Genomic DNA, 15,025 nt, shown 5'->3' with positions numbered 1-15,025 from the left:
GGCAGGAATTTGTCCGCTGCCGTACCAAGTTGTCGGACGAACCGTGGGGCCATAAGCTGAGTTCGCGGTCAGGCCGGAGGCACTGATGACGGAGAGCCTCGCATTGGTACAGCCCTGCCGGAGTGTGATCAGGATCCGCCTGCTGCGGGGCCTTTCGTCCGGCGATCTCCAGATGTTCTTGCCCTCATCCGGAGAGAGTATCGGCGCCTCATCAAAAGAGGCGGCGACACCGGCTTAACAATCCAGGGCCGCAAGTCAGCCCGGTGCCGTACCAAGGTCTTCAGCTGATGATTGTGAAAGGCCGTCACCGATCCCACGTGAGGGAGTGAGAATGTTGCGCCTTGTCCAAGGATGAACCGTATCGAGCGGAACGACGCGATGCGAGAGCGGAGTAAGACGGCACTGGCGGACCTGGAGGCAGCCATACAGGTCAGCTTGGCGGCAATTGCCGAGATCGATCGCTGGTACGACTGGGAGCGCGAGAGCCTGGAGGTCTATCCTGAAGCGATGCGCAACGACGTTGCTGTGGAGATCGCCCGACGCCAACGCCTGAACCGCCAGCCCTATGTGCTGCATCTCGCCCATCTCCATCAGATGATCGTTGCAGCCAGGATATTCGGAAATCCCGCCATCTCGTTGCGACATCGGCGAAGCGGCGTTTTCCCGCCTCAAGTGGCCTCGAGCACCGACGCGCAAGATGCCGCTTCAGCTCACGGCAAGGCGCGGTTGAAATTGGGTCCGTCCCACTCCAATGCTGGAACGGACCGCAGGCGTGCCCCCGTTGTCTCCGAGACACATGGTCGGGGCGACGCCGATTGATATGACGCGGAGACTTTCGATGAGTGCCAAGTTCCAGGTCGGCCAGATCGTTCAACCCGCTCACCCCCGGCGAGCCCGTCCAGAAACGTACCGGGTTGTACAGGTTCTTTGCGAGAACTCACATGAACCTCAGTACCGTATCTGGGGCATTACATGCGGCGCCGAGGTCGTCGTCCTTGAGACGCAGATACAATCGGCCTGATCAAGAGCGAACCTCCTGGTCCGGGCTGCCGGCACAAGACCGTATTCCCGGACACCCGGTTTTGGGTGAAAGATGCTCAAGATCAAAATGTTAAAGCGTCGGACGCGGATTCGATTTTACGTCCGACGCTGGAGAGCTGTCTCGCTCGGAACGGCGTTCAAGTCGAGGTGCTCGCTAGCGCATCGTGCGGACCCAAAAGTGCAAGTCCACTTCCCGCGTCCGATGCTCTGGTTCTGTTTCAGCGTGTTGCCGTAATCATGATCTCGACAAGGGTGTCGTCGCCAAGATCCGCAACACCGACGGTCGCGCGGGCCGGAAAGTCCTTGGGATCCAGCCAGCGCTTCCAGGCTGCGTCCATCTCCGGCTTACGGTTGAGATCTGTCAGGAAGATCGTCGCGGACAACAAGCGGGATTTGTCGGTGCCGGCGGCGCCCAAGTATTGGTCGAATTTAGCTAGAATCTGCTCGGTCTGCCCCTCCAATCCAACGGAGAGATCGTCCGCGACCGTTCCGCCGACAAAGACCAGGTCGTTGTGCACGACAACACGATGCATGATCGGCGTTTGAATATGGCGTTCCGTCACTGAGACTTCCTTTCGGTTACGTAAGTGGAATGGTGCGTATCGGCGAGGTCGGCCAAGACGGCAACCTTCGCAGTGTCTGTCTGCGGCAAGGCGGCGAGCTCGCGCAGCTTCAATGGCTTGACTGGAAAGCGCAGCCGGTAATACCCGATCTCCGACGGATGCTTGCTACGCTCGTTCGCGATCAGTTCGGTTACGGTCAGCCCGCAGAGCCTGCCTTGGCATGGGCCCATGCCGCACCGGAGAAACACCTTCATCTGATTCGGCCCGACTGCGCCGGCACTCACCGATGCTCGGATCTGTCCGGCTGAGATCTCCTCGCAGCGGCACACGATCGTGTCAGGGCCTTGCGGTACCCGGAACGCTTCGGCGGGCCGGTACAACGCATCGAGAAATCGCCTGCCCCGCGTGGCCTGTGCGAGGGATCTCCGGAGAGGCGCAGCAAGCCGATCACGCTCCACCGGTGCGACGAGACCGAGATGGGAGGCGCAGCCCAGTCCTGCGATACGTCCCTGGATCTCCGCCGCCTCGGCGCCCCCGATACCAGCCCCGTCGCCCGCAAGGGAGAGACCGACAACCGAGCTTGCAAACCATTCGTCGACCTGCGGCCGGAATGTGAGCTGGGCCTCGTCCCAATGGTGAGCGCAACCCGCGGCATTTGAGAAATTGACGTTGGGGACCACGCCCTGGTGGAGCAGAAGGAGATCCGCAGGCATGCGGTGCTCGCGGCCGCCAGCCGTCCAGACGACTTCCCTCAGTCCCCCCTCGCCTTTCGCTGACAATGCGGAAACCCATCGGATCACCCGGGTGCGTCGCTGTACCTTTCCGAGCAGCTTCAGCCCCTTGGCGAGATAGGGCGAGATCAGAAAGCCCGGGGCATGCCGAAAGGCTCGAAGCCAGTTCTCCCTCGGCGTCGTGTCGAGGACGGCCGACACCATTGCGCCCGCTTCAATCAACTGCGCCGCAAGGAGATAGAGCAGCGGACCCGTTCCTGCGATCACGACCTTTCCGCTTGGGATGAGGCCAGAGGTCTTCAGGGCGATCTGGGCGGACCCCGCGGTCATGACGCCCGGAAGTGTCCAGCCCGGAATCGGGAAGGGGCGCTCCAGGGCTCCCGTTGCGAGCACCACCTGCTTTGCACGGATGAGACGCGCCATACCGCTCGACGAGAGACCGACGTCCTGGCCGATCGTCCGTCCCGTATCGTCCTGTACGGATTGGATGCTCCAGGCGGTTGTCGCCGGCGCATACTCCGCCTCCGAGCGGAGAAAATTCTCGGCGATGCCGCGCCCGCGCCAATAATCCTCACCCAGCCTCCGGCGATCTGCCGACCGCGCCACGGTGATGGCGCGATAGATCTGGCCACCCGGCGCCTGATTTTCGTCGACGAGGAGTGTCCGTGCCTTCAATCCCGCAAGTGTCGTTGCCGCTGACAGGCCCGCAGGTCCCGCACCGACGACGATGACGTCGTAATCATCCGCGAGGTCCGCAACCCCGCATCCTCTACGGACCGCACCTTCCGTCATTGGGTCGGCTCCATTGTCAGAGTGCGTGCGCCGCGTTGGGTCTCCACCCGCATGCCTTCCTGCACTGTCACGAGGCACCCCTGGCGGTTGTCCATGCCATCGATCCTCACCAGGCATTCGAAACACACACCCATGAGGCAGTAGGGCCCCCGCGGAGTCCCGGAGACCGGGGTCGTGCGGCAGACGCGGATGCCTGCGGCAAGCAGCGCCGCGGCGACGCTGTCGCCGACAGACGCCGTGATCGGACGCCCGTCGAAGGTAAAGATGACTTCACCCGAAGCGCGATCAGACAGACGCTGGAACACGGAACCTCCTGGTCGAGAAGACAGCGGTTTCCTCGGGGATCACCCCATCGGCGACGTAATCCGCAAGCGAGAAGGCATGCTGGGGTGCCAAAGTCACGCCTGAATGGGCCATCGCCATGAAGGCACCGGGGCAGGTTTCCGATTGCTCGTATACAGGGCAGCCGTCCAGCGTCATGACACGGAAGGCCGACCAGGTCCTGACGACATTCAGGTCACCGAGCAGGGGAAACATCCGGATGGCCCTGTCGGCCATGACGGAGGAGATGGAGTGATCAATTCTAAGGCTTGAGCCATCTGCCTCCTCACTGTCGCCGATCATGACACCCCCTTCGTCGGTCTGGCGAACCGTGACGACGGGATAACGCAGGAAAGGGGCGGCTTTCTCGGTAACGATAATCTGTCCCCGGCTCGGCTTCAGGGGCGCCTCGAGGCCAACCATCGGCGCCAGCCGGGCGTTGCCCAACCCAGCTGCGAGGACAACTTTTGCAGCGCTCACCTCGCCCCAAACTCCCTTCAGGGCGAAGCCACCGGCACGCGGCTCGATAGCGGTGACTGCATGGTCCGCCCGGTAGTCAACGCCGCGCGCCTTCAACGCAACGTGCAGGGCCCGGAATAGGCGCAGCGAATTCACATGCCCGTCGAGGGGACAATAGATCGATCCGCTGACATCGGGACCGATGTCAGGCAGCCGCGCCCTCGTCTGTGAATGATCCAGGACTTCATAGGGATATGTGACGGTATCGCGCTGGTTGTGCAGGCGCACCATCGCGTCGGCATTCACCTGCAATTCGCGGTCCGACAGGCAGAGCGTGAACCCGCCCGGCTGATCGAGCCCGACATCGACGCCCGTATCGGACATGAGTTCCGAGGCCAAGCGGGGCCAAGCCTCGGCCGCGGATTTCGTCCAGGCGCCGTAGGCGGGAAACCCGAGGCCCTTCCCTTGCACCCAGACAAGAGCGAAGTTCGCCCGGGAGGCTCGCAGGGCAATGTCGCCTTCGTCCAGCACGCAGACGCTCAGTCCCCGCCGTGCCAGCCCCCACGCCACGCAGGCTCCCATGATACCTCCGCCGACGACGGCGATATCGGGCTCTCGGTCTGGTCGATGATGCGTCATGCAATCGTGTTCATAAAAGGCGAGGCGCGCCCAGGGCCGCCCCGCGGTAACAACGGGACTTGGAGTTAGGGCGCGATGTCGACCTTGAACCACTTCATGCTGAGCGCTTTGATCGTTCCATCAGCAGAGGCAGCGGCAATCGCTTCGTCAAACATCTTCTTCAGGTCCGTGCCATCCTTGCGAAGGCCGACACCGATGCCGGGCCCGAAGGGGCCGCCGAGGAGCGTGGGACCGGCGAGCTTGACATCTTTCATTTCCGGCTTCGCGATCGTCGCGGTCAGAACTGTCATGTTCGCCAGGACGGCATCGATGCGGCCGGCAGCGAGATCGAGATCGTGCTGCTCGGTCGTTTTGTATTCGCGGATCTCGACCAAGCCCTTGAGGTACTGATCGGCGAAAGCAGAGGCTGTCGTGGAGCCCTGAACTCCGAGGGTTTTGCCTTTCAGCGCCGGCGCCATCGCGGCGATTGCAGCCTTGCCCGCGGCCTCATCCGCGGTCAGGTCGATTCGCTTGCCGTCGCCCGGCAGCTTGGCAATATCTCCGGAAGCCCCGACGGCGAAGGTATTGATCGGAAGGGCGTAAGGACGGGAAAAGCTCATCACCTCCTGCCGCTTTGGCGTGATGCTCATGCCGGCCATGATGGCGTCGTACTTCTTGGCCTGGAGCGCCGGGATGATGCCGTCCCAGTCCTGCGCCACGATCTCGCACTTCACCTTCATGCGTGCGCACAGGTCGTTGGCGAGGTCGATCTCGAAGCCTTCCAGCTTGCCACCCGGGCCGGTGAAGTTCCACGGCGCGTAGGCGCCTTCGGTGGCGATCTTGACGGTCTTCTCCTGCGCCGAGGCCCCACTCGCTGCAACGGTCAGGCCGAGAACGGCGCTTAGAACTTTCAACGTGCTCATATCCTTATTCCCTCATTTGGTCTTTTCGCCCTGCGGCATCCGCATCCGGGCTTGCCAATCCACCGAAACGGCCCTCGATAATCGTGCAGCGCTTTCCATAAGGTCAAATCAGATTTATTGAGGGTAGCATGCTTCAACGTTATGCTACGCAGGACCCATATGGAGATCAGCTCCCGTCAGATCGAGGCTTTTCGCGCAGTCATGCTCACCGGTAGCATCACGAGCGCCTCCGAGGCACTCTTTGTCACGCAGCCCGCCATCAGCCGTCTGATCCGAAGCCTGGAGGAGACGACCGGCCTGGCCCTATTCGAGCGACGCGGTAACCATATCGTACCGACAGCCGAGGCGACTGCGCTGCTTGAGGAGGTCGAACGGTCCTTTGTCGGACTGACACGGATCGAGGCATTCGCTCAGGCGCTTCGGGCGCAGACGGCCGGTTCACTCCGGATTTCCGCGATGCCGGCCCTGGCCGGAAGTATCCTGACCCGTTTTGTCGCCCGATTTTCTGTTCAGAGGCCGGATGTCCATATTACCCTCAGCGGAGTGCCATCGCATCTTGTTCTCGATGCCGTTGCGAGCGGTCAGGCTGACTTCGGATATGCGGATAGCCCGCTCGATCGGACCGGACTCGAGATCGAGACTTTCCCGGTCGCGGCCGTTGCCATTATGCGAAAGGACCACCCGCTGGCCCGGCGCCAATCCATCAAGCCGATAGATCTCGGAGGTGAACATTTCGTGGGCATCGGCCCAGGCACTTTCTTTCGATCGCGGGTCGATATGGCTCTCGCCGATATTCCACGCACGATCTCACTTGAGACCCCCTTATCCCACATCGCCTGCCTGCTCGTGGCAGAAGGCGGTGGGATCAGCCTGGTCGACCCCTACTCTGCAGCCGAGTTTCAGGACAAAGGGATCGTGGCGAAACCATTCACGCCATCCATTGATGCGGGCTTCGTCTCCTTGCGATCAAGTCAGCATTCTACCTCTGCACTGGCCGTCACGTTCATGCGCGAGTTTCGCCAGTATGTTGATTGCTGGCAAGACGATCTAGCCATACACTAGCGCATCGCGCCATTGAAGGCTTGGAGTATCGCATTGGATCCCAGAAGTGGGCCCACGTTTCACGTCCGATGCTCTAGAAGTGAAGGATGGCAGACCTGCGACCCGAACGGAACGCAGTCCGGGCGGCTCGTATCCTTGCCTGAGATGGATGGGGAGTTGATGGATCCTGTTGTCTACCGAGCGGGGCGGCGTCGAACTTTTGGGACCAGAGATGATGGTGCCAGGATGGATCGGAGATCCTGTCCTCGGATCCTGTGCCTTCGGCTGCGGCAACGGAGAGGGTAAGGCCCGCTAACAAAATCATGGCTGCGAGGATCCTGACGCGCACCGTGCGAAAAGCCGGATCTCCCTATCGCAGCACCTCGGAGAGACGTCCTGGGCCAATATCCTTAGGTGTCAGATCGAGCCCTGTCACGAGGTCTGCCAAGTGATCAGCCATGAGTTCGGACGCATGGCTGATCTTATGCCGGGCGAGTGCGTCAACGAGTGCATGATGAGCATGAGTTTCACAGGTGATATCGCGCCGGCACCAATACAGAGCAATGATGAGCGACGAGCGCGACACGAGATCCGTGACAAGTTCTGTCAGGATCGAATGCGCGGCGACCTCGGCGATTGCCACGTGAAACCGTGCTGATAGGGAGATCGCCGCGTTGACTTGGCCAGCGTGAAGGGCCTCCTCCTCGTCATCGAGATGCCGGCGTAACCGCACGATATCAGGTCGCTTGGCGGCTGACGCCGCCAGTGCTGCGACCCGTGGCTCGATGAGCATCCGTGCGTCGAAGATCTCTCGCGCCTCCTGCTTTGACGGTTGCGCGACAAAGGCTCCCCGATTCGGCTCAAGTCTCACCAAACGATCATGGGCCAAGGCCTGCAGCGCGGACCGGATGGCGGTTCGGCTCACGGAATAGATCGCTGCTAGTTCATCTTCGGGCAGCTTCGTTCCTGGAGGGAGGCGGTGCGACACAATCGTGTCCCTCAGCCTGGAATAAACATCAACCCAGCGGACGCTTGGTTTTCGGCTCCGGGCAAAGACCGTGGAGGTATCTTTTGTATCAGTCCGTTTCACGTGTCTTTCAGTCCCCTGTCGGACCGGTCCCCGTCGCTTTTGAGCGTATCTCTTCCGCTTGGTGAAAAGCGCGCGAAAAGACCGGAATAGGTTTTTGCCCGAGGCATGGCGTAGCCCCCGACCTTCGAAGTCTTGAGGCCAAGGGCCTCAAGAGCCTCGCAGAGCTTGACCGCGCAGGTCACTCCATCGAGGACGGGTATTCCGTGCTCCTGCTCCAAGGAGCGTGCGAGATCCGTCATCCCAGCACAGCCAAGGACGATTGCCTCGGCACGATCATCGCGGATTGCGGCGGAGATCTCATCCGAAATGCGTTGACGGGCGCTTGAACCGGGAGCTTCCAAGTCGAGTACCGGTACATCCGACGCCCGCACTTTGACGCAGCGGGTTCGGAGTCCATATCGGACCAGATTGCCTTCAATCGCCGGTATCGAGCGAGATAATGTCGTTACGACGCTGAACTGTCCCGCAATAAGCGTCGCCATATGAAACGCGGCCTCACCGATCCCGATTACCGGCGCGTCGGTGATGCAGCGAGCAGCATCGAGACCGGTGTCATCGAAGCACGCTATGATGTAAGCGTCCGCGCCTGGCGCGTTGCCGATCTCATCGATCAATCCGGGAACAGAGAATGCCTCGTCAAAATATCCTTCGATGCTCGGCGGGCCGAGCTTTGGATTGACGGCGATGATTTCTGTCCCCTTGGCCGCGACAGCGGCGGCTGCACTGCCGATCTTCCGGGTCATCGAGGCCGTCGTATTTGGGTTGACGACACAAATCTGCATGGCGTGGCCTATCTGCTACTGAAGTTCCCCACCTAGATAAAGATGCTTGATACGCTCATCATCCAGCATCTCGGCCGACTGACCAGCCAGTGCGATCCGGCCAGTCGTGAGCGCGTAGGCGCGCTGCGAAATCCTGAGCGCCATGCGGGAATTCTGTTCAACCAGCAGCACGCTGACTTTTTCGTCCCTGTTGATGGCAACGATCGATCGCGCGATATCCTGGACCAGCTTGGGTGCGATTCCGAGGGATGGTTCGTCGAGCAAGAGCAGGCGCGGCTTGGCCATCAATGCCCGGCCGATCACCAGCATCTGCTGTTCACCACCACTCATGGTCCCGGCTGATTGGGAATAGCGCTCTTTAAGGCGGGGGAAACGGTTCAGGACCATGTCAAGGCTCATGCCTACGCCAGCCCGGTCGGTCCGAGTGAAGGCCCCCATGAGGAGATTGTCCTTGACCGACATATAAGGAAAGACCCGCCGCCCCTCCGGCACCATGACGATTCCCATCTTGACGATCTCGTCCGGCTGACAACGATCGATGCGTCCGCCCTGATAATGGATCTCGCCGGACCAGATCCGTTTCAGCCCCGTGATCGCTCGCAAGATGGACGACTTGCCGGCGCCGTTCGCTCCGATCAAGGCAACTGTCTCACCTTCATTGATCTCGAGCGAAATGCCTTTCAAGGCATGGACGTGATCGTAATAGAGCTCCACGTTTCTGCATGTCAGCAGCTTGGCCATGTTTCAAAATCCGATCGTCTTGTCCTCGATCCCGAGATAGGCCTCGATGACCTTCTCGTTCTGCTGGATCTCGGTCGGAGTTCCTTCCGCAATCTTTTCCCCAAAGTTCAGCACGACGATTCGATGGGAGATCTGCATTACGGCCGGCATGTCGTGCTCAACCAAGAGTATGGTGACCCCCCGTTCACGCACGTCCTTTACCATCTCGACGGCACGCATCGTTTCGTCATGGTTCATCCCGGCAAACGGCTCATCGAGCAGAAGGACCTTGGGATTGGTCGCGAGACCAATCGCCATTCCAAGCGCCCGGAGATGTCCGTGCGGGAGGGCTAGTGCGGGCTCATCCTGGATATGATCGAGACCGAGAAACTCAAGAATGTCATCGGCAGACCTTCCGAACTCGGACTCATCCTTTCGCGCCGTGGGGGACCTAATATAGAATCCCGGGAGGCTGGCCCGGGCTCTCAGTTGGTGAGCGATGATGACGTTCTCGCGCACCGTCATGCCTTTGAAAATCGTCGTCTCCTGGAAGGTTCGAACGACCCCCATCCGAGCCACGACATGAGGCGCGAGGCCCGAGATGCGTTTTCCTTGAAAGCGAACTTCGCCCGCGCTCGGTCGCAGGAACGAGGCAACGAGCTTAAAAAGCGTAGATTTTCCAGCCCCGTTCGGCCCGATGACCGAGAGAACTTCACCCTCGCGCACGGAGAACGAGACATTGTTGACAGCGGTGAGACCGCCAAACCGTTTCGTCAAGCCGGAAACCTGAAGAATATCATCCACCAACGGACCCCTTCATCTGCTTCCACGGACGGAGGCTGAGCAGACCATTGGGCAGCGTCAGCATGAGGACGATCAGCACCGAGGAAAAGATCAGGAGCTGAAACTGGCCCGCCTTGAACAAGAGGTCCCAGCCGAAATAGAGAAGGAAGGTCCCGAGTATCGGCCCGAGGACATAGGCCAGCCCGCCGAGGAAACAATTAAGCATGAAATTGATGGAATCGGCCGTTGTAAAGCTCGACGGATAGATGGACTGGGAGATGGCGATGAACATCGCTCCGGCGATCCCACCCAGAAAGGACGAGATCGCGTAGATGACAAGGCGCAAGTAGGCGACATTGACGCCAATCGACGTGGCCAGTTCCTCATTCTGCTGGAGCGATAGACAAAGCCTGCCGATGCGGGAATGGACCAAACGGTAAAGGCCCGCATAGCAGATGACCATCAGGACGACGGCAGCGAAATAGAAGGCACGCCGCGGATTTTCCAGCGTTGCGAAATCCGGTAGCAACTCGACGCCGAATAGTGTGACTGCATCAGGGAGCGGAATGTTCACAAGGCCTTTGGCGCCGTTGGTCACCGGAAGCGCGAGGGCCAGAAGGCGGGCGACCTCCGTGAGAACCAGCGTCACCATGGCGAAGTAGACCCCTCTCAGCCGTAGAATCGGAACGCCGATCAGAACGCTCGCCCCGGCGCATAGAAGGCCGGCGAGCGGCAGCGTGAACCAGAACGGCACGCCATAGCGAACGATGAGAATCGCGGAGACATAGCCGCCAAGCAGCGCATAGGCCGCTTGGCCGATGTTGATGCGCCCAATATAGAATGTGAGCCAGACGCCACCACTGGCAATGGCAAGCAGCGCAACCGACGTTAATGTATAGTACAGGTCTGAACGTCCGGTCACGACGATGATCCAGGGAATCGCCACGAGCGACATAGCCAGGAAACCGAGGACCCACATCAGCTTCGAGACTGGCATGTCACATCACCCCCATGGTTTACCCATCAGCCCATTGGGGCGAATGCTGAGGAACACCATCAAGGCCGCGAAAATGACCAAATACGTGATGTCGCCATAGGCATGCAGTACACTCAGTCCCACGGACTCGAGCATGCCGAGGATGAAGCCTCCTGCAATAGCTCCCCCGACGACGCCTGCTCCACCGATCATGACCATCATGAAGGCCTTGACCGAGATTGGCCCTCCTATCCCGGAGTTTACGCCCGTAATCGCTACAAGAAGCCCCCCGACCACGCCAGCCAGCATGGCACCGAGTGCGAACCCGATCATGGAGTAACGGTCAACGCGAACTCCCATCAGTTGCGCGGCGACGCGGTCCTGAGCCAGTGCGCGCATTGCCCGACCAGGCTTCGTATATTGCATGAGCAGCATGAAGGCCGCGATCATGACAAGCGCCACGGCACCGATCAGCATGCGATCATAAGGCATGATCAAGGCATCTGACAGGAACACTCCATTGATGATCTTCGGTACGCCACGCTGCTTCTCGCCGAAAAGAAGTAGAATAATCGCATCGAGAAAGAACGCGATGGCTGCTGCGAGCAACATCGTGCTTTCCTCGCGAATGCTTCTCCGGATCACGGGTCGGAAGAGAAATTTCTCGATAAGAGCACCCGCGGCAGCGAGCGTTGCTCCGGATGCCAGCAGCGCCACAGCAAAGGGAAGACCGAGCTGGCCATAGACATAGTAAGTAACGAACCCGCCAAGGACGTACATCTGACCATGCGCAAAGTTCAAGACATTCATCAGGGCGAATATCAGCGTCAACCCGAGAGCAATGAGCGCGTACTGCGCCCCGAGATACAGTCCGTTTGCGACCACCTGCTCCATGAAGGAATCCAGTCGGTAATCTATGAATTGCACCATGAGCAGGTCCGCTCATGGTGCCACTGTCAAGAAGTTCAGTCGACCTCACCAATGAACAATGTCTTGAACTCACCGTTTTGGTACTCATTGACGACCATCGGAACCGAGATCTGGCGCTTCTGACCAAACGAGGTCATACCGACATACTTGAGTTTATTGTCGCCCTTCATGAAGGGGTTTGGAGCGGAGAACGTGTCGATCGCCTTCTTGAACTCATCAACGCTGTCAACCGCTTTGGGATTGGCTTTCAGTGTCTCAAGGATGTACTCGAGCGCGTATACCTTTGTATTCGACTCGTCATTGTACTCGCCGAACTTCTTCGTATAGCGATCGATAAACTCCGCCATGACGGGGGAGCGGATCTCGGGAGTCGAGGCGCCGCCCACCGATATGAAGCCATTGGCGAGGTCACCTGCTCCTTCGGCCAGCACCTTGGCGTCGTGAGCCGTCTCGGTTGAGATCAGTCCATTAAAGCCGAGTTCTCTTGCTGCGCGGATCAGGAGAGGCGCGTTGGCAGGGGCTACGCCTGAGAGCACCAGCAGATCCGGCTTCAGCTTGACGATCGGCGTCAACACCGGAGTGAAGTCGCGAGTGTCATTCTGGTAGGTGTCTTTCTCGGCGAGAATCTGTAGGCCGAGGGCCTTCGCGGCGGCAACGCCGCTGTCGCGTTGACTGAGAGGATCGGACTCATTGGCCGCGATAAAGGCGATGCTTTTAACTCCCTTATTTTCTTTCAAGTATTTGTAGATCGCAGGACCTGACTGATAGCTGGCGATCATGCCAAGCACAGCATTCGATGCGGGCTTCACATAGAGTTCTTTTGGGAAGGCGTAGGGGAAGTAGATGATGCCTGCCTTCTCGGCGACAGGTCGGACTGCCGCCGCGCCATCGTCGACATTTGGCCCGACGACATAGTGAATGCCCTCCTGAGCCATCTTCTCCATGCCGGCAATCGCTCGCTTGGGATCCTTTTGATCATCGAACGTGACGATGTTGATGTTATAGGTTGTATCCCCGATCCGCACGCCGCCAGCTTGATTCAACCATTCGGCTCGGGTTTGCATCGAGCGGACATTGGATGTCCCCCATGCGGCAGCCGGGCCGCTGGTGACTCCGACGAAGCCGATTTTGAGTTCCTTGTCCGCGGCCTCGACCGAGGCTACTCCGGTTGCCACGATGGCCAAGGTAGACACTACCGCAAGCACAGCCCCTTGAATCACTGTACGCCGAGTGCTCATCGCTCGTCCCTCCAGGCCCGTCGCCGAGAGCCTAAGTCTCACGCTGATGCGACGTGGCTTATAGGAAGTGGACGCTTGCAGCCCTCAATTGTCAACAATCCGAAAGAGCATTGCATACATCTTGCTCGGCGTCAGTAGTACCTCTTTCGAAAGAGACAATCGCTGCGAGTGTAGAGCGGTGGCTACAGAGGACGGCATTCATTTCGTTCTGCCGACTTGCCTGTCGTGGACGTGGCCGAAGCCACCCGACGCATGCGGGACAGCCCGCAGCTGTCCTGAACGTGTTTGTCTCGGAGGACGATTTCCGCGGCAAGGAGTTGCCAGCCCAACCTACTGCGCACGATCCCGAGCCATGCCATGCAGACGGATACGGTTACCCAGTCCCTCGGGGCTTGGAAGGGGCCACGTGTACTGGTGCTGAAGGGCTCGTTCCCTGGAGGACGCCCAGATTTCTGCCGCGCTACGCCGATCAGCGGCCCAGTTCGCCCTGAAGATCCCGGACGTGCGCCAGTTCCGTCTGATCAACAACCCACGGCAACGGGAGCCAAACCGTGTCAACCTGCTGACCAGCGGCGCCGATTGCGACGTGGTGTTCGTCGCCGACAGCAACGACAGTGAGTACGCCCGCTATGGACCGGACGGGACCCTGGCTGGCCTTTTCGACGATCGCAGTCAGAAACCGTCGGCCGACTTTAACGATCGCTAGACTGATCTCCCGCTAAAGGTGAATTGGAGGCCGGGAGTTTTACCCAGAGTGCCGACCATCAATGTTGGGAGTGTTCATGGCCAGACCATCAAAGCTGCTGCATGCTTATGAACGGATGGTAGCTGCCGAGGAGGAAAAATTGCGCCTGATGCCGGAACGGCTGGTGACGCTCATTGCGGACAAGCCCTGGATCAGGGCCGTGAGCCAACACTCCCAAGCCCGCCAAGCGTTTTTGGAAGCGGCAATCGATTTCTGCCGCTCCGAGACAACCAAAGCTCCGACGGGCTCTGGCCGAAGGAATGCAAAACGGGCGATCAGGACAAGCGCTCAAGAAGCACGAGTGCCTTGAGAGCCGCATCGAATTCTTCTGGCTTTGTCCCTGGGGCTTCAGCCGCTGACTCCAGCGAAAAAGCTGATCGAGTTCCTGTCATTGCGTGAGGAAAGGCGATCATCCTCAATGACCTCGAAGGAGTGCAGCTGGGATTTCCTCATGCTGCGCGCCCGATCAAAGCGGTTGATGCACATCGGCAACATAGACCATTTGGCCTAGGTGAATACACAAACCTTAGCCATATAACCAAAGCCAGGGGTCCTCTGACTTCCCTGCATCTGTCATGCCCCCATACAGATGCTGACTTATGCGCCTTTAGCGCGCCCCGCCTTCCAGGCGGGGCCCTTTTCCAGCAAGTTCGATACTTCCTTCTAGAGCATCGAGTTCGATGCTCCCTCCTAGTGGAGCGCATCGTTTGAGCGGACCCGAAGGGCCGCGTCAGCGAATACCGGATCCACTTTTCGCTAGCGCGGCCCGCCGGGTCCGCACGATGCGCTAAGGCACGCTCAACCTTTCGTCTCGTCATCACGAAGGATCACAACGCGGATGATCACTTCACTATCCGGATTTCTCAGAGGCTTTACCATCGGTGCTTTTCCGAGGGTGATCAGCGCTATGATCGTGAAGGCAATGTGCAGTTTCGATGGGAGCACGGTCGCACCTAATACGCGAAAACAGGCGCGGGATTTGCTCCCCAGACTCTGAATCAAACCTTTCTGAGAAAACGAAAAAATCGGTGTCCACGCAGGGAACTTTCACGTCCCACCGCGACCGCCGAGGACAGGCCCGAGCTTCCCCCAGTCTTATCCACATTCCCCTTTTCTGGGGACTGTTTCAGGCGGGTATCTGATGCGAGGCCGTTCGTTTCGGCGGCAGAGTCTCGGGGCTGCCCGAATGGTTAAGGTCTGTTGCTCTTCTGCTCTGCCCCGTTGCCAACGCTGAGACAACACCCGCCTTTAGGAATTAACTCTGTTCACGAC

At 59.5% G+C, this 15,025-nt stretch carries 16 protein-coding genes; 4 read left to right on the top strand and 12 right to left on the bottom strand.

The window, feature by feature from the left end; genetic code table 11:
• Positions 1-351: 351 nt before the first annotated feature.
• On the top strand, positions 352-819 hold the full coding sequence (locus tag AB8841_RS02795; protein WP_370434342.1) for a hypothetical protein: 468 nt from the start codon (positions 352-354) through the stop codon (positions 817-819).
• Between the two features lie 440 nt (positions 820-1,259).
• Here AB8841_RS02795 and AB8841_RS02790 read toward each other — a convergent pair whose 3' ends face one another.
• The 5 genes from AB8841_RS02790 to AB8841_RS02770 all read right to left on the bottom strand — a co-directional run bounded on the left by AB8841_RS02790 (position 1,260) and on the right by AB8841_RS02770 (position 5,448).
• Complete coding sequence (locus AB8841_RS02790; RefSeq protein WP_370434341.1) at positions 1,260-1,604, bottom strand: RidA family protein; 345 nt, start codon at positions 1,602-1,604, stop codon at positions 1,260-1,262.
• Positions 1,601-3,127, bottom strand: a complete 1,527-nt coding sequence (locus tag AB8841_RS02785) for an FAD-dependent oxidoreductase (RefSeq protein ID WP_370434340.1) — start codon at positions 3,125-3,127, stop codon at positions 1,601-1,603. The genes AB8841_RS02790 and AB8841_RS02785 overlap by 4 nt, the downstream gene beginning before the upstream one ends.
• Positions 3,124-3,432, bottom strand: a complete 309-nt coding sequence (locus AB8841_RS02780) for a (2Fe-2S)-binding protein (RefSeq protein ID WP_370434339.1) — start codon at positions 3,430-3,432, stop codon at positions 3,124-3,126. The genes AB8841_RS02785 and AB8841_RS02780 overlap by 4 nt, the downstream gene beginning before the upstream one ends.
• Positions 3,413-4,546 carry an NAD(P)/FAD-dependent oxidoreductase gene (locus AB8841_RS02775; RefSeq protein WP_370434338.1) on the bottom strand — a complete coding sequence of 378 codons (1,134 nt, stop codon included), beginning with the start codon at positions 4,544-4,546 and terminating at the stop codon, positions 3,413-3,415. The genes AB8841_RS02780 and AB8841_RS02775 overlap by 20 nt, the downstream gene beginning before the upstream one ends.
• Before the next feature lie 65 nt (positions 4,547-4,611).
• On the bottom strand, positions 4,612-5,448 hold the full coding sequence (locus tag AB8841_RS02770) for a lysine/arginine/ornithine ABC transporter substrate-binding protein (RefSeq protein ID WP_370434337.1): 837 nt from the start codon (positions 5,446-5,448) through the stop codon (positions 4,612-4,614).
• A 141-nt stretch (positions 5,449-5,589) separates the two neighbouring features.
• On the opposite strand from AB8841_RS02770, the gene AB8841_RS02765 reads away from it, so the two are divergent.
• Complete coding sequence (locus tag AB8841_RS02765; protein ID WP_370434336.1) at positions 5,590-6,510, top strand: LysR family transcriptional regulator; 921 nt, start codon at positions 5,590-5,592, stop codon at positions 6,508-6,510.
• Between the two features lie 349 nt (positions 6,511-6,859).
• On the opposite strand, the gene AB8841_RS02760 is transcribed toward AB8841_RS02765, so the two are convergent.
• The 7 genes from AB8841_RS02760 to AB8841_RS02730 form a co-directional block, all read right to left on the bottom strand.
• Complete coding sequence (locus AB8841_RS02760) at positions 6,860-7,579, bottom strand: GntR family transcriptional regulator (protein ID WP_370434335.1); 720 nt, start codon at positions 7,577-7,579, stop codon at positions 6,860-6,862.
• Complete coding sequence (locus AB8841_RS02755; protein ID WP_370434334.1) at positions 7,576-8,361, bottom strand: aspartate/glutamate racemase family protein; 786 nt, start codon at positions 8,359-8,361, stop codon at positions 7,576-7,578. The genes AB8841_RS02760 and AB8841_RS02755 overlap by 4 nt, the downstream gene beginning before the upstream one ends.
• A gap of 15 nt (positions 8,362-8,376) precedes the next feature.
• Positions 8,377-9,102, bottom strand: a complete 726-nt coding sequence (locus tag AB8841_RS02750; protein ID WP_370434333.1) for an ABC transporter ATP-binding protein — start codon at positions 9,100-9,102, stop codon at positions 8,377-8,379.
• 3 nt (positions 9,103-9,105) lie between these two features.
• Complete coding sequence (locus AB8841_RS02745) at positions 9,106-9,885, bottom strand: ABC transporter ATP-binding protein (RefSeq protein ID WP_370434332.1); 780 nt, start codon at positions 9,883-9,885, stop codon at positions 9,106-9,108.
• Positions 9,878-10,861 (bottom strand): branched-chain amino acid ABC transporter permease, encoded by a 984-nt coding sequence (locus tag AB8841_RS02740; RefSeq protein ID WP_370434331.1) that lies wholly within the window; start codon positions 10,859-10,861, stop codon positions 9,878-9,880. The genes AB8841_RS02745 and AB8841_RS02740 overlap by 8 nt, the downstream gene beginning before the upstream one ends.
• 6 nt (positions 10,862-10,867) lie before the next feature.
• Positions 10,868-11,734, bottom strand: a complete 867-nt coding sequence (locus AB8841_RS02735; RefSeq protein WP_370434330.1) for a branched-chain amino acid ABC transporter permease — start codon at positions 11,732-11,734, stop codon at positions 10,868-10,870.
• Positions 11,735-11,805: 71 nt separating this feature from the next.
• Entirely contained in the window at positions 11,806-13,008 is a 1,203-nt protein-coding gene (locus AB8841_RS02730) for an ABC transporter substrate-binding protein (protein ID WP_370434329.1), read from the bottom strand.
• A 502-nt stretch (positions 13,009-13,510) separates the two neighbouring features.
• On the opposite strand from AB8841_RS02730, the gene AB8841_RS02725 reads away from it, so the two are divergent.
• On the top strand, positions 13,511-13,714 hold the full coding sequence (locus AB8841_RS02725) for a hypothetical protein (RefSeq protein ID WP_370434328.1): 204 nt from the start codon (positions 13,511-13,513) through the stop codon (positions 13,712-13,714).
• 76 nt (positions 13,715-13,790) lie between these two features.
• Entirely contained in the window at positions 13,791-14,063 is a 273-nt protein-coding gene (locus tag AB8841_RS02720; protein WP_370434327.1) for a hypothetical protein, read from the top strand.
• Positions 14,064-15,025: the final 962 nt, after the last annotated feature.

Source organism: Microvirga sp. TS319 (assembly GCF_041276405.1).
GTDB lineage: Bacteria > Pseudomonadota > Alphaproteobacteria > Rhizobiales > Beijerinckiaceae > Microvirga.
This window is presented reverse-complemented; position numbering and strand designations above follow the sequence as displayed.

Coding starts and splice junctions, on each gene's coding strand:
- AB8841_RS02795 (WP_370434342.1), top strand. CDS start 352: ATGAACCGTATCGAGCGGAACGACGCGATGCGAGAGCGGAGTAAGACG.
- AB8841_RS02785 (WP_370434340.1), bottom strand. CDS start 3,127: ATGACGGAAGGTGCGGTCCGTAGAGGATGCGGGGTTGCGGACCTCGCG.
- AB8841_RS02775 (WP_370434338.1), bottom strand. CDS start 4,546: ATGACGCATCATCGACCAGACCGAGAGCCCGATATCGCCGTCGTCGGC.
- AB8841_RS02770 (WP_370434337.1), bottom strand. CDS start 5,448: ATGAGCACGTTGAAAGTTCTAAGCGCCGTTCTCGGCCTGACCGTTGCA.
- AB8841_RS02765 (WP_370434336.1), top strand. CDS start 5,590: ATGCTACGCAGGACCCATATGGAGATCAGCTCCCGTCAGATCGAGGCT.
- AB8841_RS02755 (WP_370434334.1), bottom strand. CDS start 8,361: ATGCAGATTTGTGTCGTCAACCCAAATACGACGGCCTCGATGACCCGG.
- AB8841_RS02750 (WP_370434333.1), bottom strand. CDS start 9,102: ATGGCCAAGCTGCTGACATGCAGAAACGTGGAGCTCTATTACGATCAC.
- AB8841_RS02740 (WP_370434331.1), bottom strand. CDS start 10,861: ATGCCAGTCTCGAAGCTGATGTGGGTCCTCGGTTTCCTGGCTATGTCG.
- AB8841_RS02735 (WP_370434330.1), bottom strand. CDS start 11,734: ATGGAGCAGGTGGTCGCAAACGGACTGTATCTCGGGGCGCAGTACGCG.
- AB8841_RS02730 (WP_370434329.1), bottom strand. CDS start 13,008: ATGAGCACTCGGCGTACAGTGATTCAAGGGGCTGTGCTTGCGGTAGTG.
- AB8841_RS02720 (WP_370434327.1), top strand. CDS start 13,791: ATGGCCAGACCATCAAAGCTGCTGCATGCTTATGAACGGATGGTAGCT.